The sequence below is a fragment of the Pseudomonas sp. RW10S2 genome, assembly GCF_014268985.1.
GTDB classification, from domain to species: domain Bacteria; phylum Pseudomonadota; class Gammaproteobacteria; order Pseudomonadales; family Pseudomonadaceae; genus Aquipseudomonas; species Aquipseudomonas wayambapalatensis.
Window position 1 is genome coordinate 17777 of record NZ_JABWRO010000044.1, and the last position, 20827, is coordinate 38603.

At 63.5% G+C, this 20827-nt stretch carries 20 protein-coding genes; 16 read left to right on the forward strand and 4 right to left on the reverse strand.

The features are described from left to right. The first annotated feature begins 77 nt into the window (after window positions 1-77). Together HU729_RS11965 and HU729_RS11970 are read left to right on the forward strand one after the other, a co-directional pair. Window positions 78-1376, forward strand: coding sequence for a serine/threonine protein kinase (locus HU729_RS11965; RefSeq protein ID WP_186710170.1), 1299 nt, complete (start codon window positions 78-80; stop codon window positions 1374-1376). Beyond that, window positions 1369-2184, forward strand: a complete 816-nt coding sequence (locus HU729_RS11970; RefSeq protein ID WP_346655298.1) for a VacJ family lipoprotein — start codon at window positions 1369-1371, stop codon at window positions 2182-2184. The genes HU729_RS11965 and HU729_RS11970 overlap by 8 nt, the downstream gene beginning before the upstream one ends. Window positions 2185-2208: 24 nt before the next feature. On the opposite strand, the gene HU729_RS11975 is transcribed toward HU729_RS11970, so the two are convergent. Beyond that, a complete protein-coding gene (locus HU729_RS11975; RefSeq protein WP_186710173.1) occupies window positions 2209-3363 on the reverse strand; it encodes a patatin-like phospholipase family protein in 1155 nt (384 codons plus the stop codon). Window positions 3364-3452: 89 nt separating this feature from the next. Then, entirely contained in the window at window positions 3453-4388 is a 936-nt protein-coding gene (locus tag HU729_RS11980) for a lipid A biosynthesis lauroyl acyltransferase (RefSeq protein WP_186667042.1), read from the reverse strand. A 111-nt stretch (window positions 4389-4499) separates the two neighbouring features. Here HU729_RS11980 and minC point away from each other — a divergent pair, with 111 nt between their 5' ends. The 7 genes from minC to HU729_RS12015 all read left to right on the forward strand — a co-directional run bounded on the left by minC (window position 4500) and on the right by HU729_RS12015 (window position 11105). Next, window positions 4500-5258: a septum site-determining protein MinC gene (minC, locus tag HU729_RS11985; RefSeq protein ID WP_186710174.1), complete on the forward strand. Its 759-nt coding sequence runs from the start codon at window positions 4500-4502 to the stop codon at window positions 5256-5258. 95 nt (window positions 5259-5353) lie between these two features. Beyond that, the gene (minD, locus tag HU729_RS11990) at window positions 5354-6166 is read left to right on the forward strand and encodes a septum site-determining protein MinD (RefSeq protein ID WP_054893840.1); all 813 of its coding nucleotides are present in this window, start codon (window positions 5354-5356) and stop codon (window positions 6164-6166) included. Between the two features lie 3 nt (window positions 6167-6169). Continuing rightward, the gene (minE, locus tag HU729_RS11995) at window positions 6170-6424 is read left to right on the forward strand and encodes a cell division topological specificity factor MinE (protein WP_003252572.1); all 255 of its coding nucleotides are present in this window, start codon (window positions 6170-6172) and stop codon (window positions 6422-6424) included. 145 nt (window positions 6425-6569) lie between these two features. Beyond that, window positions 6570-7205 (forward strand): RluA family pseudouridine synthase, encoded by a 636-nt coding sequence (locus HU729_RS12000; RefSeq protein WP_186710175.1) that lies wholly within the window; start codon window positions 6570-6572, stop codon window positions 7203-7205. Window positions 7206-7308: 103 nt separating this feature from the next. Further along, window positions 7309-8598 (forward strand): M18 family aminopeptidase, encoded by a 1290-nt coding sequence (locus tag HU729_RS12005; RefSeq protein ID WP_054895571.1) that lies wholly within the window; start codon window positions 7309-7311, stop codon window positions 8596-8598. A gap of 140 nt (window positions 8599-8738) precedes the next feature. Continuing rightward, window positions 8739-8903 (forward strand): hypothetical protein, encoded by a 165-nt coding sequence (locus tag HU729_RS12010; protein ID WP_186667048.1) that lies wholly within the window; start codon window positions 8739-8741, stop codon window positions 8901-8903. A gap of 48 nt (window positions 8904-8951) precedes the next feature. Next, window positions 8952-11105, forward strand: a complete 2154-nt coding sequence (locus HU729_RS12015; protein WP_186667050.1) for a mechanosensitive ion channel domain-containing protein — start codon at window positions 8952-8954, stop codon at window positions 11103-11105. A gap of 35 nt (window positions 11106-11140) precedes the next feature. On the opposite strand, the gene HU729_RS12020 is transcribed toward HU729_RS12015, so the two are convergent. Further along, entirely contained in the window at window positions 11141-11854 is a 714-nt protein-coding gene (locus tag HU729_RS12020) for a UTRA domain-containing protein (RefSeq protein WP_186667051.1), read from the reverse strand. A gap of 346 nt (window positions 11855-12200) precedes the next feature. On the opposite strand from HU729_RS12020, the gene HU729_RS12025 reads away from it, so the two are divergent. The 6 genes from HU729_RS12025 to HU729_RS12050 all read left to right on the forward strand — a co-directional run bounded on the left by HU729_RS12025 (window position 12201) and on the right by HU729_RS12050 (window position 17503). After that, complete coding sequence (locus tag HU729_RS12025; protein ID WP_186710176.1) at window positions 12201-13265, forward strand: ABC transporter substrate-binding protein; 1065 nt, start codon at window positions 12201-12203, stop codon at window positions 13263-13265. Between the two features lie 155 nt (window positions 13266-13420). Further along, window positions 13421-14227, forward strand: coding sequence for an alkaline phosphatase family protein (locus tag HU729_RS12030; protein ID WP_125931639.1), 807 nt, complete (start codon window positions 13421-13423; stop codon window positions 14225-14227). After that, on the forward strand, window positions 14224-15063 hold the full coding sequence (locus HU729_RS12035) for an ABC transporter permease subunit (RefSeq protein WP_186710177.1): 840 nt from the start codon (window positions 14224-14226) through the stop codon (window positions 15061-15063). Before HU729_RS12030 ends, HU729_RS12035 begins: the two co-directional genes overlap by 4 nt. Next, the gene (locus HU729_RS12040) at window positions 15053-15847 is read left to right on the forward strand and encodes an ABC transporter permease (RefSeq protein ID WP_186667058.1); all 795 of its coding nucleotides are present in this window, start codon (window positions 15053-15055) and stop codon (window positions 15845-15847) included. The genes HU729_RS12035 and HU729_RS12040 overlap by 11 nt, the downstream gene beginning before the upstream one ends. Next, window positions 15847-16836 carry an ABC transporter ATP-binding protein gene (locus tag HU729_RS12045; RefSeq protein WP_186667060.1) on the forward strand — a complete coding sequence of 330 codons (990 nt, stop codon included), beginning with the start codon at window positions 15847-15849 and terminating at the stop codon, window positions 16834-16836. The genes HU729_RS12040 and HU729_RS12045 overlap by 1 nt, the downstream gene beginning before the upstream one ends. Before the next feature lie 13 nt (window positions 16837-16849). Continuing rightward, window positions 16850-17503, forward strand: coding sequence for an HAD family hydrolase (locus HU729_RS12050; protein WP_186710178.1), 654 nt, complete (start codon window positions 16850-16852; stop codon window positions 17501-17503). A gap of 63 nt (window positions 17504-17566) precedes the next feature. On the opposite strand, the gene HU729_RS12055 is transcribed toward HU729_RS12050, so the two are convergent. Then, complete coding sequence (locus HU729_RS12055; protein ID WP_186710179.1) at window positions 17567-18529, reverse strand: zinc-binding dehydrogenase; 963 nt, start codon at window positions 18527-18529, stop codon at window positions 17567-17569. A 141-nt stretch (window positions 18530-18670) separates the two neighbouring features. On the opposite strand from HU729_RS12055, the gene HU729_RS12060 reads away from it, so the two are divergent. Next, window positions 18671-20752 (forward strand): carboxy terminal-processing peptidase, encoded by a 2082-nt coding sequence (locus HU729_RS12060; protein WP_186667070.1) that lies wholly within the window; start codon window positions 18671-18673, stop codon window positions 20750-20752. The last annotated feature ends 75 nt before the right edge of the window (window positions 20753-20827 follow it).

Sequence of the window (20827 nt, forward strand, 5' to 3'; positions counted from 1 at the left end):
AGCGCACAAGGCAACTTTGCCTAGGGCGCGATGGTCCTAGCTCCACATTGCCTTGCCGTTCTCCCGGGGGACTCTCCATGCTTCGACCGTTGCGCCTCGTCGGCCTGCTGTGCGGCCTGTTTCTGGCTGCGGCCGCTTCCGCGCGGGACATAGACCCCGCCACCTATGGCTATCCCTTGACCAATCCGTTCGAGGCGACCATTGCCACTACGCCGCCCGACCAGCGCCCGACGCTGCCCAGCGACGACGATATCAACCAGTCCGACTACAGCTTGAACCTGCGCCCGGAGCGCGAATTCACCCTGCCGGACAACTTCTGGCCGGTGAAAAAGCTCCGCTACCGCCTGGCACGCCAGGACCACGAAGCGCCCTTGGTGTTCATCATCGCAGGCACCGGCGCGCCCTACAGCAGCACCATCGCCGAATACCTGAAAAAACTGTTCTACCAGGCGGGCTACCACGTGGTGCAGCTGTCTTCTCCCACCAGCTGGGACTTCATGAGCGCCGCCTCACGCTTCGCCACACCGGGCGTAAGCCGCGAGGATGCCGAAGACCTGTACCGGGTCATGCAAGCCGTACGCGCCCAGCACCCGCGCCTGCCGGTCAGCGAGTTCTACCTCACCGGCTACAGCCTCGGCGCCCTGGATGCCGCGTTCGTCAGCCACCTGGACGAAACCCGGCGCAGCTTCAACTTCAAGCGCGTGCTGCTGCTCAACCCGCCGGTGAACCTGTACACCTCGATCAACAACCTCGACAAACTGGTGCAGACCCAGGTCAAGGGCATCGACCGCAGCACCACGTTCTACGAACTGATGCTGGAAAAACTCACTCGCTACTTCCAGGACAAGGGCTACATCGACCTCAATGACGCCCTGCTCTACGACTTCCAGAAATCACGCCAGCACCTGTCCAACGAACAGATGGCCATGCTGATCGGCACCTCGTTCCGCTTCTCGGCAGCCGACATCGCCTTCACTTCCGACCTGATCAACCGCCGCGGCCTGATCATCCCGCCGAAGTTCCCGATCACCGAAGGCAGCAGCCTCACGCCGTTCTTCAAACGTGCCCTGCAATGCGACTTCGACTGCTACCTGACCGAGCAGGTGATCCCCATGTGGCGTGCGCGCACCGATGGCAACAGCCTGCTGCAACTGATCGACCAGGTCAGCCTGTACGCCTTGGCCGACTACCTGCGCGACAGCCCGAAGATCGCCGTGATGCACAACGCCGACGACGTGATCCTCGGCCCCGGCGACATCGGTTTCCTGCGCAAGGTGTTTGGCGACCGGCTGACCCTTTATCCACACGGCGGCCATTGCGGCAACCTCAACTACCGCGTCAATGCCGACGCCATGCTGGAGTTCTTCCGTGGCTGACAGACTCGTACTTGCCCTCGCCCTGCTCGTCAGCACCAGTGCCCTGGCAGCAGAAACCGCACCGCGTACCAGCGTGATCGAAGCCGATGTGGTCGACACGCCGAGCGTGGAGTCGGACGGTTTCCTCGACCCGCTGCGCGAGCTGAAATTCAACCCAGGCCTCGACCAGCGCGAGTTCGAACGCTCCACCCTGGCCGCGTTGAACGTCTACGACCCGCTGGAATCGATGAACCGGCGCATCTACCACTTCAACTATCGCTTCGACCAATGGGTGTTCCTGCCGGCGGTCGATGGCTACCGCTACATCACCCCGCACTTCGTGCGCACCGGGGTGAGCAACTTCTTCAACAACCTGGGGGATGTGCCCAACCTGTTCAACAGTGTGTTGCAGCTCAAGGTCAAACGCTCGGCGGAGATCACTGCGCGCCTGATGTTCAACACCCTCATCGGCGTGGGTGGGTTGTGGGATCCGGCGACCAAGATGGGGCTGCCACGCCAGAGCGAGGATTTCGGCCAGACCCTGGGCTTCTATGGCGTTCCGGAAGGCCCGTACATCATGCTGCCGATCCTCGGACCCTCGAACCTGCGCGACACCACGGGCCTGGTTGTGGACTACGTGGGCGAGCGCGAGGCGAATTTCCTCAACGTCGCCGAGGTCAGTACCGACCACCCGGAAATCTTCCTGCTGCGCGCGATCGACCGGCGCTACACCACCAATTTCCGCTATGGCCAGACCAACTCGCCGTTCGAGTACGAGAAGGTGCGCTACGTCTATACCCAGGCGCGCAAGTTGCAGATTTCAGAGTGAGTGCGGCGGGGCCGCCCTGCGGCCTCAGCCCACCAATCCTAGAAACTGCTGCAACTCCCGGCGCTTGGCCAGGGCATCGCTGCGCCCCAGTTCGATCAGCTCACTGCAGTAGCTCGCCTCGAACAACAGGTAGCTGAGTACACCGGCCCCGCTGGTCCTGGTCGCTCCGGGCCCGCGCAGGAACAGGCGCAACGCCGCTGGCAACTCGCGCCGATGACGTGCCGCGATCTCGTCCAGCGGCTGGCTGGGCGCCACCACCAGGACTTCGATCGGCGCCAGGCCCAGACGGCGGGCGTCCAGATGTGCAGGCATCAGGTGGCTCAGGTGATTCAGGCGCTGCAACAACTCGATATCGTCCTCGAGGCTGTCGATGAAGGTACTGTTGAGCATGTGCCCGCCAATCTGCGCCAGGCTCGGCTGCTGCCCGCTGAACACCCGCGCACTGTGCATCGGCGGCGCGGGGCGCTGCGGGTTACCGCTGACCCCCACCACAAGTACGCGGCTGGCACCCAGGTGCAACGCCGGGCTGATCGGCGCAGACTGACGCACCGCGCCGTCACCGAAGTACTCGTCACCCAGGCGCACCGGGGCGAACAGCAACGGGATGGCCGAGCTGGCCAGCAGGTGCTCGACGCTCAGCGCGGTGGGCACACCGATACGCCGGTGCCGCAGCCAGGGCTCGATCGCTTCGCCGCCTTGATAGAAGGTCACCGCCTGGCCGGACTCGTAGCCAAAGGCGGTTACGGCCACCGCGCGCAGTTGCTCGCTGGCCAGGGCATGGTGGATGCCGTCCAGGTCCAGATGCGCCTTGAGCAGCGCTCGCAACGGGCTGCTGTCGAGCAGCGCCACCGGCATCTGCCGACCCAGACCCAGCAGGCTATGGCTGACGAAACGGCTGGCCTGACGCACGACCCCGGGCCAGTCGCTGCGCAGCACAAGGTGGCTGCGAAAGTTCTGCCAGAAGCGGGTCAGGCGCTGCACCGAATCGCCAAAGCGGGTGGCACCGCTGGCCAGGGTCACGGCGTTGATGGCCCCGGCGGAGGTGCCGACGATGACCGGGAAGGGGTTGGGCGCGCCAGCTGGCAGCAGCTCGGCGATGCCGGCGAGCACGCCGACCTGGTAGGCAGCGCGGGCGCCGCCGCCGGAGAGGATCAGGCCAGTGGTCGGGGGTGGGGCCATCGGTTCCTTCCTGGTTTGTCGGTTTTGTCAGGATCGGCCCCTTCGCGGGCAATTCGGGGCGCGAAAGGGCCTGCAGCCATTACCCCGGATCAGCGCTTCTTCTTGTCGTACAGCCGCGGCGCCCCTTCGGGCCGAGACTTGAAGCGCCGGTGCGCCCACAGGTACTGCTCGGGGCACTCGCGCAGCACACTCTCGACCCACTGGTTGATGCGCAGACAGTCGGCCTCCTCGCTCTCCCCCGGGAAGTCCTCGAGTGGCGCATGCACCACCAGACGATAGCCGCTGCCATCTTCCAGGCGTTTCTGGGTGAACGGAATCACCCTCGCCTTGCCCAGCCGGGCGAACTTGGTGGTCGCAGTCACCGTCGCGGCGGGAATGCCGAACAGCGGCACGAACAGGCTCTGCTTGGTGCCGTAGTCCTGGTCCGGGGCGTACCAGATCGCCCGCCCGCCGCGCAGCAGCTTGAGCATGCCTCGCACGTCCTCGCGTTCCACCGCCAGGGAGTCGAGATTGTGCCGCTCGCGACCGCGCCGCTGGATGAAGTCGAACACCGGGTTGCCGTGCTCGCGGTACATGCCATCGATGGTGTGCTCCTGCCCAAGCAGGGCCGCGCCGATCTCCAGCGTGGTGAAATGCACCGCCATGAGGATGGCGCCCTGGCCGTCACGCTGGGCTGCCTGCAGGTGCTCCAGACCTTCGATGTGCGCCAGGCGGGCAAGCCTGGCTTTGGGCCACCACCAGCTCATGGCCATTTCAAAGAAGGCGATGCCGGTGGAGGCGAAGTTTTCCTTCAGCAGGCGCTGCCGTTCGTCGCCGGACAGTGCCGGGAAACACAGCTCCAGATTGCGCGCGGCAATACGCCGACGCTCGCCGGCCAGGCGATACATCACGGCGCCCAGGGCGCTGCCGAGCCGCAGCAAGGCTCGGTAAGGCAACTGCACGACCAGCCACAGCAGGCCCAGGCCGAGCCACAGGCCCCAGAAACGCGGATGGAGGAAGTAGGGACGAAAACGCGGACGATCCATTGAAGCTTCCGGTAGGACAAAGGCCTGGCATTCTACAACCTTTGGCCGCAGGTTGCGGCCAATCGGTCTTATCGTTATAAGTCAGGGCACTTTTTTCGCAACAAGTCGTCTATGCAGACCATGAGCCTCAACCAGACACCCGACTCCGCCACCGTGTTCCAGCTCAAGGGCAGCATGCTCGCCATCACTGTGCTGGAGCTGGCGCGCAACGACCTCGAAGCCCTCGACCGCCAACTGGCGGCGAAAGTGGTGCAGGCCCCCAATTTCTTCAGCAACACACCGCTGGTGCTGGCCCTGGACAAGCTGCCGCCCGACGAAGGCGCCATCGACCTGCCAGGGCTGATGCGCATCTGCCGTCACCATGGCCTGCGCACCCTGGCGATCCGCGCCAGCCGGATCGAGGACATCGCCGCAGCGATCGCCATCGACCTGCCGGTCCTGCCGCCCTCCGGCGCCCGCGAGCGCCCGCTGGAACCTGAGCCGGAAGTGAAGAAAGTCGAGCCCGCTCCGGCACCCGCTGTGGCCGCCGAACCCGAGGTTCGCCCGACCCGCATCATCACCAGTCCTGTACGTGGCGGCCAGCAGATCTATGCTCAGGGCGGCGATCTGGTGGTGACCGCCTCTGTGAGCCCGGGTGCGGAACTTCTCGCCGATGGCAATATCCATGTGTACGGCGCCATGCGTGGCCGCGCACTGGCCGGTATCAAGGGCAACACCCGGGCCAGGATCTTCTGTCAGCAGATGACTGCCGAGATGGTCTCCATCGCCGGTCAGTACAAGGTCTGCGAAGACCTGCGCCGCGACCCGCTGTGGGGTTCGGGCGTGCAGGTGAGCCTGGTCGGCGACGTGTTGAACATCACCCGTCTTTAACGGATACTGCCGCCATTTTAAGAGCAACTTTTCCACCGTTGCCTTTTTTGCATTTGCTGGGACTTCGGGTCCCGTTTATTTAGGGGTGAAACACCTTGGCCAAGATTCTCGTGGTTACTTCCGGCAAGGGGGGTGTGGGCAAGACCACCACCAGCGCCGCCATCGGTACCGGCCTCGCATTGCGCGGCCACAAGACTGTGATCGTCGACTTCGACGTCGGCCTGCGTAACCTCGACCTGATCATGGGCTGCGAACGCCGCGTGGTGTACGACTTCGTCAACGTGGTCAACGGCGAAGCCAACCTGCAGCAGGCCCTGATCAAGGACAAGCGCCTTGAGAACCTGTTCGTGCTGGCCGCCAGCCAGACCCGCGACAAGGACGCCCTGACCCAGGAAGGCGTCGAAAAGGTCCTGATGGAGCTCAAGGAGCAGTTCGACTACGTCATCTGCGACTCCCCGGCCGGTATCGAGAAAGGCGCGCACCTGGCGATGTACTTCGCCGACGAAGCCATCGTCGTGACCAACCCGGAAGTCTCCTCGGTTCGTGACTCCGACCGCATGCTGGGCATTCTGTCGAGCAAGTCGCGCCGCTCCGAAAACGGCGAAGAGCCGATCAAGGAACACCTGCTGATCACCCGCTACCACCCCGAGCGCGTGGAAAAGGGCGAAATGCTCAGCATCGCCGACGTCGAAGAGATCCTCGCGATCAAGCTCAAGGGCGTCATTCCCGAGTCGCAAGCGGTCCTCAAGGCATCCAACCAGGGTATCCCGGTCATCCTCGACGACCAGAGCGACGCCGGCCAGGCCTACAGCGATACCGTCGACCGCCTGCTGGGTAAAGAGAAGCCTCTGCGCTTCATCGAAGTGCCGAAGCAAGGATTCTTCGCGCGCCTGTTTGGAGGCAAATAAACCATGAACCTTTTTGACTTCTTTCGTGGCAGACAGAAACAGACCAGTGCGTCGGTAGCGAAAGAGCGTCTACAGATCATCGTGGCGCATGAGCGCGGCCAGCGCAGCGAACCGGACTACCTGCCGGCGCTGCAGAAAGAACTGCTCGAAGTGATCCGCAAGTATGTGAACATCGGCAACGATGACGTGCATATCGAGCTGGAAAACCAGGGCAGCTGCTCGATTCTGGAACTGAACATCACCTTGCCGGATCGCTGACAGGATCCCCTGCCACACCGCGATCCCCTGTGGGAGCGGGCTTGCCCGCGAAAAGCCCGGTACAGGCGCCATCACCCTGGCACTTTTACCGGGCTTCTTCGCGGGCAAGCCCGCTCCCACAGTGCTTTACAGAGAACCGCTGAACATGCCGCTGTCGAACATCCAGATCCTCTTCGAAGACGCCGCCATCCTGGTGATCAACAAGCCGACCCTGCTGCTGTCGGTGCCGGGCCGTGCCGAGGACAACAAGGACTGCCTGATCACCCGCCTGCAGGAAAACGGCTATCCCGACGCGCTGATCGTCCATCGCCTGGACTGGGAAACCTCAGGGATCATTCTCCTGGCCCGCGATGCCGACAGTCACCGCGAGCTGTCGCGCCAGTTCCACGACCGCGAGACGGAGAAAGCCTATACCGCACTGTGCTGGGGCCAGCCGACGCTCGACAGTGGCAGCATCGACCTGCCGCTGCGCTACGACCCGCCCACCAAGCCACGCCATGTGGTCGACCATGAGCAGGGCAAGCATGCCCTGACCTTCTGGCGCGTACTGGAGCGCTGCGGCGACCATTGCCGGGTGGAGCTGACGCCCATCACCGGCCGTTCGCACCAGTTGCGCGTGCACATGCTGTCGATCGGGCACCCGCTGCTGGGCGACCGCCTGTATGCCAACCCCGAGGCACTGGCGGCCCATGAGCGGCTGTGCCTGCATGCCTCGATGCTGAGCTTTACTCATCCGGTTTCCGGGGAGCGCTTGAAGTTCGAGTGTCCGGCGCCATTCTAAGGGATCGCGTGGCGCCCGTAGGAGCGGGCTTGCCCGCGAAGAGGCCCGCACAAATCCCGGACCATTTACGCTAAACTCGCGCCACTGCTGTCTGGAGTGAGCTATGCGCGAAGCACTGAATACCGGCCTGATCGATTTCCTCAAGGCCTCCCCGACGCCCTTCCACGCCACCGCCAGCCTGGCCAAGCGCCTCGAAGCCGCCGGTTACCAGCGTCTGGACGAGCGTGACAGCTGGGCCACCGTGCCCGGCGGGCGCTACTACGTCACCCGTAACGACTCTTCGATCATCGCCATTCGCCTGGGCAAGCATTCGCCCCTGATCGGCGGAATCCGCATGGTCGGCGCGCACACCGACAGCCCGTGCCTGCGGGTCAAGCCGCAGCCCGAACTGCAGCGCCAGGGCTTCCTGCAACTGGGCGTCGAAGTCTATGGCGGTGCCCTGCTCGCCCCCTGGTTCGACCGCGACCTGTCGCTGGCTGGCCGCGTCACCTTCCGCCGCGATGGCAAGGTCGAGAGCCAACTGGTCGACTTCAAGCTGCCGATCGCCATCATTCCCAACCTGGCCATCCACCTCAACCGTACCGCCAACGAGGGCTGGCCGATCAACCCGCAGAACGAGCTGCCGCCCATCCTGGCCCAGGTCGCCGGCGACGAGCGTGTCGACTTCCGCGCCCTGCTCACCGAACAACTGGCCCGCGAGCACGGCCTGATCGCCGACGTGGTGCTGGATTATGAGCTGAGTTTCTACGACACCCAGAGCGCTGCGGTCATCGGCCTGCATGGCGACTTCATCGCAGGCGCGCGCCTGGACAACCTGCTGTCGTGCTATGCCGGGCTGCAGGCGCTACTGGCCGCCGAGAGCGACGAAACCTGCGTGCTGGTATGCACCGATCACGAAGAGGTCGGCTCCTGCTCGGCCTGTGGCGCCGACGGCCCGATGCTCGAGCAGACCCTGCAACGCCTGCTGCCCGATGGCGACGAATACGTGCGCACCATCCAGCGCTCGTTGCTGGTGTCGGCCGACAACGCCCACGGCGTGCACCCCAACTACGCCGACAAGCATGACGGCAATCATGGGCCCAAGCTCAACTCCGGCCCGGTAATCAAGGTCAACAACAACCAGCGCTACGCCACCAACAGCGAAACCGCCGGCTATTTCCGCCACCTGTGCATGGCCGAGGAAGTACCTGTACAGAGCTTCGTGGTGCGTAGCGACATGGGTTGTGGTTCGACCATCGGCCCGATCACCGCCAGCCACCTGGGCGTGCGTACCGTCGACATCGGCCTGCCGACCTTCGCCATGCACTCGATCCGCGAGCTGTGCGGCAGCCAGGACCTGGCGCACCTGGTGAAGGTGCTGACGGCGTTCTATCGCAGCCGCGAACTGCCCTGATATCAGATAGGCCTTTTCGCGGGTAAACCCGCTCCCACAGGTGCATCACCGTTCCTGCAGGAGCGGGCTTACCCGCGAATTCTCCGCCCCTCAACGCGCTATGCTTCAAGCATGCCCCTGACAACAGAAGGATTCTGTTCATGTCACCCTTCCTCTCCCTGTTCGTGCCGGTGTTCCTTTTCCTGATGCTGCTGACCATCGGCTTCAGCCTGCGCGAGCGCAATGTCGGCGTACTGATGATGTGGATCGGCACCCTCGGCATCTTTGGCATCATGTGCTGGAAGATCCTCGAGAAACTCGCCTGAGAAATCCTCTACACTCCGGCAATCGATCGACCTGAGGTAGATTTTCCGGTGCCCGCCTTTCTCCGTTGCCTGACCCTGCTGCTCTTCCTGTTCATCGCTCCGGTGCAAGCCGCTGGCCTGCCCGGCTTGCTGGGTAGCAGCGCGCCTGCCCAACCCCAGGCCACCGAGCCGCTGGACAAGTCACTGGACGAGGTGATCAAGAGCCTGGAAAACGACCAGCAACGCGCCAAGTTGCTGGCCGACCTGAAGAAACTGCGCGATGCCAGCAAACAGTCGCAACCCACGGTGGAACAGGGCGTACTGGGGCTGATCGGCAACGCCATGCACGACCTGGAAAAGCAGTTCAGCGGCGATGCTAGCCCCTTCGTGCGCTGGTCGCAGGAAATCGACCAGGCCCAGACCGAACTGGCAGCATTGGTCGTGCCCGTGCACCAGTGGCCAGCGATCCTGTTCGGCTTCGCTGCGGTCATTGCCGTGTGGAGCCTGTTGGCCTACGCCTTCAACTGGATCGGCCATCGGGTACGGATCCGCTTCGGGCTGACCGAGGAACTGCCCCAACACCCACGGACCTGGGATCTGGTGCGATTCGCCCTGCGCAAGCTCGGGCCCTGGCTGGTGGCGCTGGTATTCACCGTGTACCTGAGCTTCGCCCTGCCACCGTCGCTGGGCAAATCCCTGGCCATGGTCCTGGCCTATGCGCTGGTGGTCGGCACCTGCTTTTCGGCGATCTGCGTGATTGCCTTCTCTCTGCTCGACGGCCCACATCGCCACCGTGCCCTACATATCCTGCGGCACCAGGCGTTTCGTCCGTTATGGCTGATCGGCAGCTTCGCCGCCTTCGGTGAAGCGATGAGCGATCCACGCCTGACCACTGCACTGGGCACACACCTGGCCCATGCGATAGCGACCGTGACCAACGTGCTGGCGGCCCTGTGCACCGGCCTGTTCATCCTGCGTTTCAGGCGGCCGATTGCGCACCTGATCCGCAATCAGCCCCTGTCGCGACGCCTGACCCGGCGCACACTCAGCGACACCATCGAGCTGCTTGGCAGTTTCTGGTTCGTCCCGGCCTTGATCCTGGTGGCGATCTCGCTGTTCGCCACCTTCGTCTCTGCCGGCGACACCAGCACCGCCCTGCGTCAGTCACTGATGTGCACCGTGCTGGTGGTGGTGTGCATGGTGCTCAACGGCCTGGTGCGCCGCCACGCCGCCAAACCTCGGCGCGCCAACAAACGTCAGGCGGTGTATACCGAACGCCTGAAGAACTTTGGCTACGCCCTGGTGCACCTAGGCATCTGGTTGCTGTTCATCGAGCTGGGCCTGCGCGTGTGGGGGCTTTCGATGATCGGTTTTGCCGAGGGCGACGGCCATGATGTCAGCGTGCGCCTGCTGGGCCTGGCAGGCACCCTGATCGCCGCCTGGCTGGTGTGGATCCTGGCCGACACCGCCGTGCACCACGCACTGGTGCGTTCGCGCCGAGGCCTGGCCAACGCCCGTGCGCAGACCATGATGCCGCTGATCCGCAACGTACTGTTCGTGGCGATTTTCATCATCGCGGTGATCGTCGCCCTGGCCAACATGGGCATGAACGTCACACCGCTGCTAGCCGGTGCCGGTGTCATCGGCCTGGCTATCGGCTTCGGTGCGCAATCGCTGGTGGCCGATCTGATCACCGGCTTGTTCATCATCATCGAGGATAGCCTTGCCATCGACGACTATGTCGACGTCGGCGGCCACCTGGGCACGGTCGAGGGCCTGACCATTCGCACCGTGCGCCTGCGCGACATCGACGGCATCGTCCACACCATCCCGTTCAGCGAGATCAAGAGCATCAAGAACTACTCGCGTGAATTCGGCTATGCGATCTTCCGAGTCGCCATCCCGCACAGCATGAGCATCGACAAGGCGATCAGCCTGATTCGCGAGGTGGGACAGAAGCTGCGCAATGATCCGCTGATGCGCCGCAACATCTGGTCGCCGCTGGAACTGCAGGGAGTCGAGAGTTTCGAGTCGGGCTCGGCGATCCTGCGCGCACGCTTCAAGACCGCGCCGATCAAGCAGTGGGAGGTGTCGCGGGCCTTCAACCTGGCATTGAAACGCCAGCTCGACGAAGCCGGGCTGGACCTGGCTACGCCACGGTTGTCGGTGCAGGTGGTGACGGCAGGGGGTGGGGCGATGGCTGAGTCTGGCTCCGCCAATTAGGGCCCTTTCGCAGGCAAGCCCGCAAAAAGCGCCCCTTACCCCGCCTGCGCCTGGATACGAATCGCATCGTGCCGCCAATACTCCAGGTCGCAGTCGATCAGGTGCCCATGCTGGTCACTGTTGACCCGGGTAATGTGCAACCCCGGGCTCCCCGCCGACACCCTAAGCGCCATGGCCGCCGCCACCGGCAACGCAGTCGGCAGGATCTCGAAGCACACCTGCCCGTAGCGGATGCCATATTCGCGGGCATAGATCTCGGTCAGCGACTGTGCCAGGTCCAGCGCCAGGATCCCCGGGAAATAGCGTGGGTTGAGGTAGTGCTCGGCATACAACACACCGCGCCCATCGATGCGCCGCAAACGGCAGATCTGTACCACACTCGACAACGCCGGCAGCCGCAGGCGCGCACAGATCGCTGCGGAAGCCGGCAGCAAGCGCGCCGAGAGCAGCTCGGTGCTCGGAACCCGCCCCTGGTCGCGCACCATCGCATGGAAGTGGCTGCGCTCGATCAGGTCGTAGGTCAGGCGTTCGGGGGCGACGAACCAGCCGCGGCGCTCTTCGCGGTAGATCAGGCCCTGGGCCTCGAGCTGCACCAGCGCCTCACGCAAGGTGATCCGGGTAGTGTCGAATACCTCGCTCAGCTTGCGCTCGGCCGGCAGCTTGCCGCCCGGCGCCAGCAGGCCATGTTCGATCTGTTCCTGCAGCGCATGGCAGATGGCTGTTACCGCCCGCGGTGGGGTCGATTGCATCAAAGGTTACCTATCTGGACTAGTCCAGCCCCATAACAGGGCAACTGGAGAATAGAGCAAGCCTAGGCACGGCTGATGAAGATCCTGTGACAAAGCCCTTGCACCACGATTGCCAGAATCGGGCCAAGCCGCGTGAATAAAGGGCCGGGTTCTAGTCTACGCTTTGCTTTCAGGGCCCAAGCCTCCCCGCTGACGGGCCTGTCCTACATCAAACTGTCATGCAACCGGCCTACCTTGGCTCAAGGTTTGCTGACCTAGACCAAAGGTTCTCGGCAAGGTCTGCACCACAGCATTCACAACAGCGTTCATAACAACGATTGCAAGGCACCCACCAAAGGAGCTTCGGATGAAAAAGTTCTTCATGGCGTCACTGCTGGGCTCGGCCATCGCCCTGTGCACCACGGCCATGGCCGCCGATACCGACCTCAAGGCCCTGGAAGACGCCGCCCGCAAGGAGGGCATGGTCAACAGCGTGGGCATGCCGGATGCCTGGGCCAACTGGAAAGGCACCTGGGATGACCTGGCCAAGAAGTACGGCCTCAAGCACAGCGACACCGACATGAGCTCGGCGCAGGAAATCGCCAAGTTCGACGCTGAAAAAGACAACGCCAGTGCCGACATCGGTGACGTCGGTGCCGCCTTCGGTCCGATCGCCGTGAACAAGGGCGTGACCCAGCCCTACAAGCCGAGCACTTGGGACCAAGTGCCGGAGTGGGCCAAGGACAAGGACGGTCACTGGGCGCTGGCCTATACCGGCACCATCGCCTTCATCATCAACAAGGAGCTGGTCAAGGAAGACGAACGCCCGAAAACCTGGCATGACCTGGAAAAGGGCAAGTACAAGGTCGCCATCGGTGACGTCGGCACCGCAGCCCAGGCTGCCAACGGCGTACTGGCCGCCGCCATCGCCTACAAGGGCGACGAAAGCAATATCGAGCCGGGCCTGCAACTGTTCACCAAGCTGGCCCAGCAGAAGCGCCTGTCGCTGGCCAACCCGACCATCCAGACCCTCGAGAAAGGTGAGGTGGAAGTCGGCGTGGTCTGGGACTTCAACGGCCTGAGCTACCGCGAGCAGATCGATCCGAAGCGCTTCGAAGTGCTGATCCCGTCCGATGGCTCGGTGATTTCCGGCTACACCACCATCATCAACAAATACGCCAAGCACCCGAACGCCGCCAAGCTTGCCCGCGAATACATCTTCAGCGACGCCGGCCAGACCAACCTGGCCATCGGACACGCCCGCCCGATCCGCGCCGAGCACCTGAAGCTGCCAGCCGATGTGCAGGCCAAGCTGCTGCCCAACGAGCAGTACCAGGCCGCCCAGCCGATCAAGAACGCCGACGCCTGGGAGAAGACCTCCAAGGCCCTGCCGCAGAAGTGGCAGGAGCAGGTGATCATCGAGATGGAGTGACGGCGGGGTTTTCCAGCGCCTGACACGGCCCTTTCACGGGTAAACCCGCTCCCACAGGTGCAGCACAAGCTTCCAGGCCTGCGCGATACCTGTGGGAGCGGGTTTAACCGCGAAAAGGACGACGCGGTACCGACCTATTCCTCTGCGGAGCCAACATGCAACACAACGTCATCCTGGTCCTGCTCGACGGACTCAACCACCAGGTCGCACACCACGCCATGGGCCACCTGCACGCCTACGTCGAGGCCGACCGCGCCGCGCTGTACCGCGTGGAATGCGAACTGCCGTCACTGTCACGCCCGCTGTACGAGTGCATTCTCACCGGCGTCGCGCCGATCGACAGCGGTATCGTGCACAACAACGTCAATCGCCTGTCCAACCAGCGCAGCGTCTTCCACTACGCCCGCGAAGCCGGGCTGGGCACTGCAGCTGCGGCCTACCACTGGATGAGCGAACTGTACAACCGCTCGCCCTTCGATCCGATCCGCGACCGCCATACCCACGCGCCCAAGCTGCCTATCCAGCACGGGCTGTTTTACTACGCCGATCACTACCCCGATTCGCACCTGCTGGCCGACGCCGAGTACCTGCGCCGCCGTCATGCACCGAACTTCCTGCTGGTGCACCCGATGAACATCGACGATGCCGGCCACCGCCACGGCCTGGACAGCAGCCAGTACCGCAACGCCGCACGCAGCGCCGACATCCTGCTGGCCGACTACCTGCCACTCTGGCTCGAAGAGGGCTACCAGGTACTGGTCACCGCCGACCACGGCATGAACAACGACCGCTCGCACAATGGCCTGCTGGCCGAGGAACGCGAGGTGCCGCTGTTCGTCTTCGGCGACGCCTTCAGCCTCGACCCCGCCGCCAAGCCCCTGCAGACCGAGCTGTGCGGCACGATCTGCGAACTGCTCGGCGCGGCCCACGACAAACCGGTCTGCCGGGAGTTGCTCAAGTGAATTCCAGCCACCGCGGCCGTCACCTGGCCTTGCTCTGCCTGCTGCCCTTCGCCATTTTCTTCATCATCTTCCAGATCGCCCCGCTGGTCTGGGTCGCCATCGCCAGCCTGCAAAACGAAAGTGGCTGGGGCCTGGAAAACTTCAGCAAGATCTTCGCCTCGAAGTTCTACCTGCAGGCCATCGAACGCAGCCTCGAGATCAGCTTCTGGTCGAGCCTGTTCGGCATCGTCATCGCCACCCTCGGCGCCTATTCGCTGCGCCAGGTCGATTCGCGCCTGCGCGACTTCGTCAGTGCCTTCGCCAACATGACCAGCAACTTCGCCGGCGTGCCCCTGGCCTTCGCCTTCATCATCCTGCTGGGCTTCAACGGCGCGCTCACCCTGGCGCTCAAGGAGATCGGCCTGCTCGGCGACTTCAGTATCTACTCCAAGACTGGCCTGATCATCGTCTACACATACTTCCAGATTCCGCTGGGCGTGCTGCTGCTCTACCCGGCCTTCGACGCCCTGCGCGAAGACTGGCGCGAATCCGCCGCGCTGCTCGGTGCCAGCCACTGGCAGTTCTGGCGGCACATCGGCCTGCCGGTGCTGACCCCGGCACTGCTGGGCACCTTCGTCATCCTGCTGGCCAACGCCCTGGGCGCCTACGCCACCGTCTATGCCCTGACCACCGGCAACTTCAACGTGCTGCCAATCCGTATCGCCGCCCTGGTGGCCGGCGACATCACCCTCGACCCGAACCTGGGCAGCGCGCTGGCCATGGTGCTGGTGGGGCTGATGACCCTGGTGACGGTGGTCCATCAATGGCTGCTGAAAAGGAGCTACCATGCGCGCTGAATCACACAAGGGCGGCTGGTATCACCGCGCCGTGGTGTACCTGCTGTTCCTGATCCTGCTGTTGCCCCTGGTCGGCACCCTGCTCTACTCATTGGCTACCAGTTGGTCGGCGAGCCTGCTGCCCAGCGGCCTGACCCTCAAGTGGTACGTGCAACTGTGGAGCGAGCCGCGATTTCTCGCCGCCTTCGGCCAGTCGCTGATCGTCTGCGTGGGAGCGTTGGTACTGTCGGTGGTGCTGATCCTGCCGCTGCTGTTCGTGGTGCATTACCACTTCCCCAAGCTCGACGCGCTGATGAACATCCTCATCCTGCTGCCCTTCGCGGTGCCGCCGGTGGTGTCTTCGGTGGGGCTGCTGCAGTTGTACGGCAGCGGGCCGATGGCCATGGTCGGGACGCCGTGGATCCTGATCGGCTGCTATTTCACCATCGCCCTGCCCTTCATGTACCGGGCGATCACCAACAACCTGCAGGCGATCAACCTGCGCGACCTGATGGACGCCGCGCAACTACTCGGCGCCAGCACCTGGCAAGCCGCCCTTCTGGTGGTGCTGCCCAATCTGCGCAAGGGCCTGATGGTGGCGTTGCTGCTGTCGTTTTCCTTCCTGTTCGGCGAATTCGTGTTCGCCAACCTGCTGGTCGGCACCCGTTACGAAACCCTGCAGGTCTACCTGAACAACATGCGCAACAGCAGCGGCCACTTCAACAGCGCACTGGTGATCTCCTATTTCGCCTTCGTGCTGGTACTGACCTGGGTCGCCAACCGCCTGAACAAGGATAAATCCTGATGAGCTTCGTCAGTGTCCAGAAACTGCAAAAGAGCTACGCCGGCAGCCCGGTCTTCGAAAACATCGATTGCAACATCGAACGCGGCGAGTTCGTCACCCTGCTCGGCCCCTCGGGGTGCGGCAAGTCCACCCTGCTGCGCTGCATCGCAGGGCTGACCCCCGTAGACAGTGGCCACATCCTGCTCGACGGCCAGGACATCGTGCCACTCAGCCCGCAGAAGCGCGGGATCGGCATGGTGTTCCAAAGCTATGCGCTGTTCCCCAACATGACGGTTGAACAAAACGTCGCCTTTGGCCTGCGCATGCAGAAGGTCAAGGCCGACGAGAGCCAGGCGCGTGTGCGCGAGGCCCTGGAGATGGTGGAGCTGGGCAGTTTTGCCGGACGCTACCCGCACCAGTTGTCGGGCGGACAGTGCCAACGCGTGGCGCTGGCCCGTTCGCTGGTCACCCGCCCGCGCCTGCTGCTGCTCGACGAGCCGCTGTCGGCGCTGGATGCGCGTATTCGCAAACACCTGCGCGAGCAGATCCGTGCGATCCAGCGCGAGCTGGGGCTGACCACCATCTTCGTCACCCACGACCAGGAAGAGGCGCTGACCATGTCGGACCGCATCGTCCTGATGAACCAGGGGCGCATCGTCCAGAGCGGCGACGCCGAAACCCTCTACACCGCACCTGTCGACCTGTTCGCCGCCGGTTTCATCGGCAACTACAACCTGCTCGACGCCGACAGCGCCAGCCGCCTGCTGCAGCGCCCGGTCAGCGCACGCCTGGCGATCCGTCCCGAGTCCATCAGCCTGGGCCTGGACGGTGAACTGGACGGCCAGATCCGCAGTCACAGCCTGCTCGGCAACGTGATCCGCTACCGGGTCGAGGCGCGCGGCGTGGAGGTGGTGGTGGATGTGCTCAATCGCTCGTCTGCCGATCTGTACGCCGACGGACAGCGGGTGTCGCTGTCGATCGATCCCACCGCGCTACGGGAAGTGGCTTAAGGAGATTCAAGCAATGGCACTGGCGATTTTCGATCTGGACGAAACCCTGATCCACGGTGACTGCGCGTCGCTGTGGAGCGAACAGATGGCCCGGCTGGGCTGGGTGGACGGCAAGAAATTCCTGCGTCGCGACCAGGAACTGATGGATGCATACGGCAAGGGCCACCTGCAGATGGAGGACTACATGGCCTTCAGCCTGGAGCCCATCGCCGGGCGCACGCTGGAGGAAGTCGAACACCTGGTCGAGCCCTGGGTGGAGGATGTGATCGAGCCGATCATCTATGGCGATGCCTGCCGATGCATCGCCGAACACCGCAAGAAGGGCGACCGCATCCTTATCATTTCCGCCTCCGGCACGCACCTTGTCGGGCCGATCGCTGCACGCCTGGGGGTCGACGAGTACCTGGCCATCGAACTGGAGGCGGTCAACGGCGTGTACACCGGCAAGACCCACGGCGTACTGACCTACCGCGAGGGCAAGATTACCCGCTTGCTGGAGTGGCTGGACCAGGAACAGGAAAACCTCGAAGGCGCGAGCTTCTATTCCGACTCACGGAACGACCTGCCGCTGTTACTGAAAGTGGACCATCCGTTTGCCGTTAATCCGGACCCGGTGCTGCGTGAACATGCCCAGACCAATGGCTGGCCTGTATTGAGCTGGTCCTGAGTTCCATCGCCGCTGTGCCGGCCTCTTCGCGCCCCGACTTGCCCGCGAAGAGGCCGGGGCCGCTTAGGTCAAGCCAGCGTCGATCACCATCACCAGCTTGCCGGACACCTGGTTGCTCTCAAGCTCGGCATACGCCGCCTGGGCGAACTCGACCGGATAGGTATCGACCAACTGTGGCGACAACCGCCCTTCGGCGAACAGCGGCCACACCTGCTGCTGCAGGTCGCGCAGCAACTCGGCCTTGAAGCCATCGTCACGATTGCGCAGGGTGGAACCTGTGATCTCCAGGCGCTTGCCCAGCACCAGCGCCAGGTCCACTTCGAACTTGCGCCCGCTCATCAGGCCGATGATCACCCAGCGGCCGTCGCGGGCCAGCAGCTCCAGGTTGAGCGGGCCATAGCTCGCACCTACCGGGTCGAGGATCACATCGAACGGCCCGAACCCCTTGAGCGCGTCGAGGTTCTCGTTACGCACCACACCTCCTGCGGCACCCAGTGCCTTGCAGTAGTCCAGGCGCTCCTGGGAACCGACGCTGACCCATACCGGGCAACCAAACGCCTTGCCCAACTGGATGGCCGCAGAGCCCACACCACTGGCACCGGCGTGCACCAGCACCTTCTCACCCGCCTTGGCCGCCCCGAGCTGGAAGATATTCAGCCAGGCCGTGGCGTACACCTCGGGCAGCGCGGCTGCCTCGTGCAGGCTCAGCCCCTCGGGCACCGGCAGCACATGGCGGGCATCCACGACCACTTCCTCGGCCATGGCACCACTGGCCAACAGCGCGCAGACCCGATCGCCCACACGCCAATCTGCCCCCGCACCCACCTCCTCGATCACCCCGGCGCACTCCAGCCCCATATAAGGGCTGGCGCCGGGTGGCGGCGGGTACAAACCCTTCATCTGCAACAGGTCGGCGCGGTTCAACCCGGCCGCAGCCACTCGAATGCGTACCTGCCCCGCGTCGCACACCGGACGTTCGGCTTCGACCCAGGCTACATGTCCGTCAACGCCTTGCAATGCCTTCACAGTGCCTCCATAGTTGAGTCATGACTGAGCCCGGGATCACCATGTCCCGGGTTTTTTGCAGTATTCAGCCGGTTTCATGGAACCGGCGTACAGAAAAGACGGCCTACTATGCGTGATCAATTGCCCCCACGTCGAATCAGCATGAAGCATTTCCTTCCCAGCACCGCCCTCGCCCTCATGGTCGGCCTCGGCAGCCTCACGCTCGGTGGCAATGCGGCCGCCGCCAACAAATGGGACAGCCTGCAGCCGGACCGCGACGAGATCGTCGCCAGCCTCAACGTGGTGGAGCTGCTCAAGCGCCATCACTACAGCAAGCCGCCGCTTGACGATGCCCGCTCGGTCATCATCTATGACAGCTACATCAAGCTGCTCGACCCGTCGCGCAGCTATTTCATGGCCAGTGACATCGCCGAATTCGACAAGTGGAAGACGCAGTTCGACGACTTCCTCAAGAGCGGCAACCTCGATCCCGGCTTCACCATCTACAAGCGCTACCTGGACCGTGTTAAATCGCGTCTGGACTTCGCCCTGGCCGAACTGAACAAGGGTGTCGACAAGATCGACTTCACCGTCAAGGAAGACCTGCTGGTCGACCGCAAGGACGCTCCGTGGCTGAAGAACGAGGCCGAGCTCGACGACCTGTGGCGCAAGCGCGTCAAGGACGAAGTGCTGCGCCAGAAGCTGGCCGGCAAGGATCCCAAGCAGATCCAGGAAACCCTCACCAAGCGCTACAAGAATCAACTGGCGCGCCTGGACCAGACCCGTGCCGAAGACATCTTCCAGGCCTACATCAACACCTTCGCCCAGTCCTACGATCCGCACACCAACTACCTGTCGCCAGACAACGCCGAAAACTTCGACATCAACATGAGCCTGTCGCTCGAAGGCATCGGCGCGGTGCTGCAGAGCGATAACGACCAGGTCAAGATCGTACGCCTGGTACCGGCCGGCCCTGCCGCCAAGACCAAGCAGGTCGCCCCTGCCGACAAGATCATCGGTGTCGCCCAGGGCAACAAGGAAATGGTCGACGTGGTCGGCTGGCGCCTGGACGAAGTGGTCAAGCTGATCCGTGGCCCCAAAGGCTCGGTGGTACGCCTGGAGATCATCCCGGCGAGCAATGCGCCGAACGACCAGACCACCAAGATCGTTTCGATCACCCGCGAGGCGGTCAAGCTCGAGGAGCAGGCGGCGAAGAAGTCGGTGCTCAAGCTCAAGCAGGACGGTCGTGACTACAAGCTCGGCATCATCGAGATCCCGGCCTTCTACCTCGACTTCAAGGCCTACCGCGCTGGCGATCCGGACTACAAGAGCACCACGCGCGACGTGAAGAAACTGCTCACCGAACTGCAGAAGGAAAAAGTCGACGGCGTGGTCATCGACCTGCGCAACAACGGCGGCGGCTCGCTCCAGGAAGCCACCGAACTGACCAGCCTGTTCATCGAGAAAGGCCCGACGGTATTGGTGCGCAACAGCGACGGCCGCGTCGACGTACTCGAGGACGAGAACCCAGGCGCCTTCTACAAGGGCCCACTGGCACTGCTGGTCAACCGCCTCTCGGCCTCGGCCTCGGAGATCTTCGCCGGCGCCATGCAGGACTACCATCGCGCCCTGATCATCGGTGGCCAGACCTTCGGCAAAGGCACCGTGCAGACCATCCAGCCACTGAACCATGGCGAGCTGAAGCTCACCCTGGCCAAGTTCTACCGTGTTTCCGGCCAGAGCACCCAGCACCAGGGCGTACTGCCGGACATCGACTACCCGTCGATCATCGACACCAAGGAAATCGGCGAAAGCGCCCTGCCCGAAGCCATGCCCTGGGACACCATCCGCCCGGTGGTCAAACCGGCAGCTGATCCGTTCAAGCCATTCCTGGCCCAGCTCAAGGCGCAACATGAGGCGCGCAGCGTCAAGGACGCCGAGTTCACCTACATCCGCGACCGCCTGGCGCTGACGCAGAAACTGATGAACGAGAAGACCGTCAGCCTCAACGAGCAAGACCGTCGCACCCGTCACGACGAGATCGAGGCCAAGCAACTGGCGCTGGAGAACACCCGACGCAAGGCCAAGGGCGAAGAGCCGCTCAAGGAACTGAAGAAGGTCGACGAAGACGCCCTGCCCGAGGAGAAGGACGACGCCAAGCCAGAAGATGATGCCTACCTGGCCGAAACCGGTCGTATCCTGCTCGACTACCTGCGCCTGAGCTCGCAGGTGGCGAAGAAATAAGCGACTCGATCAGATGATGGCAGATTAATGTGACCTGTCATCAAACAGTCATCGCACTGTCGTGAAATAGAAGGG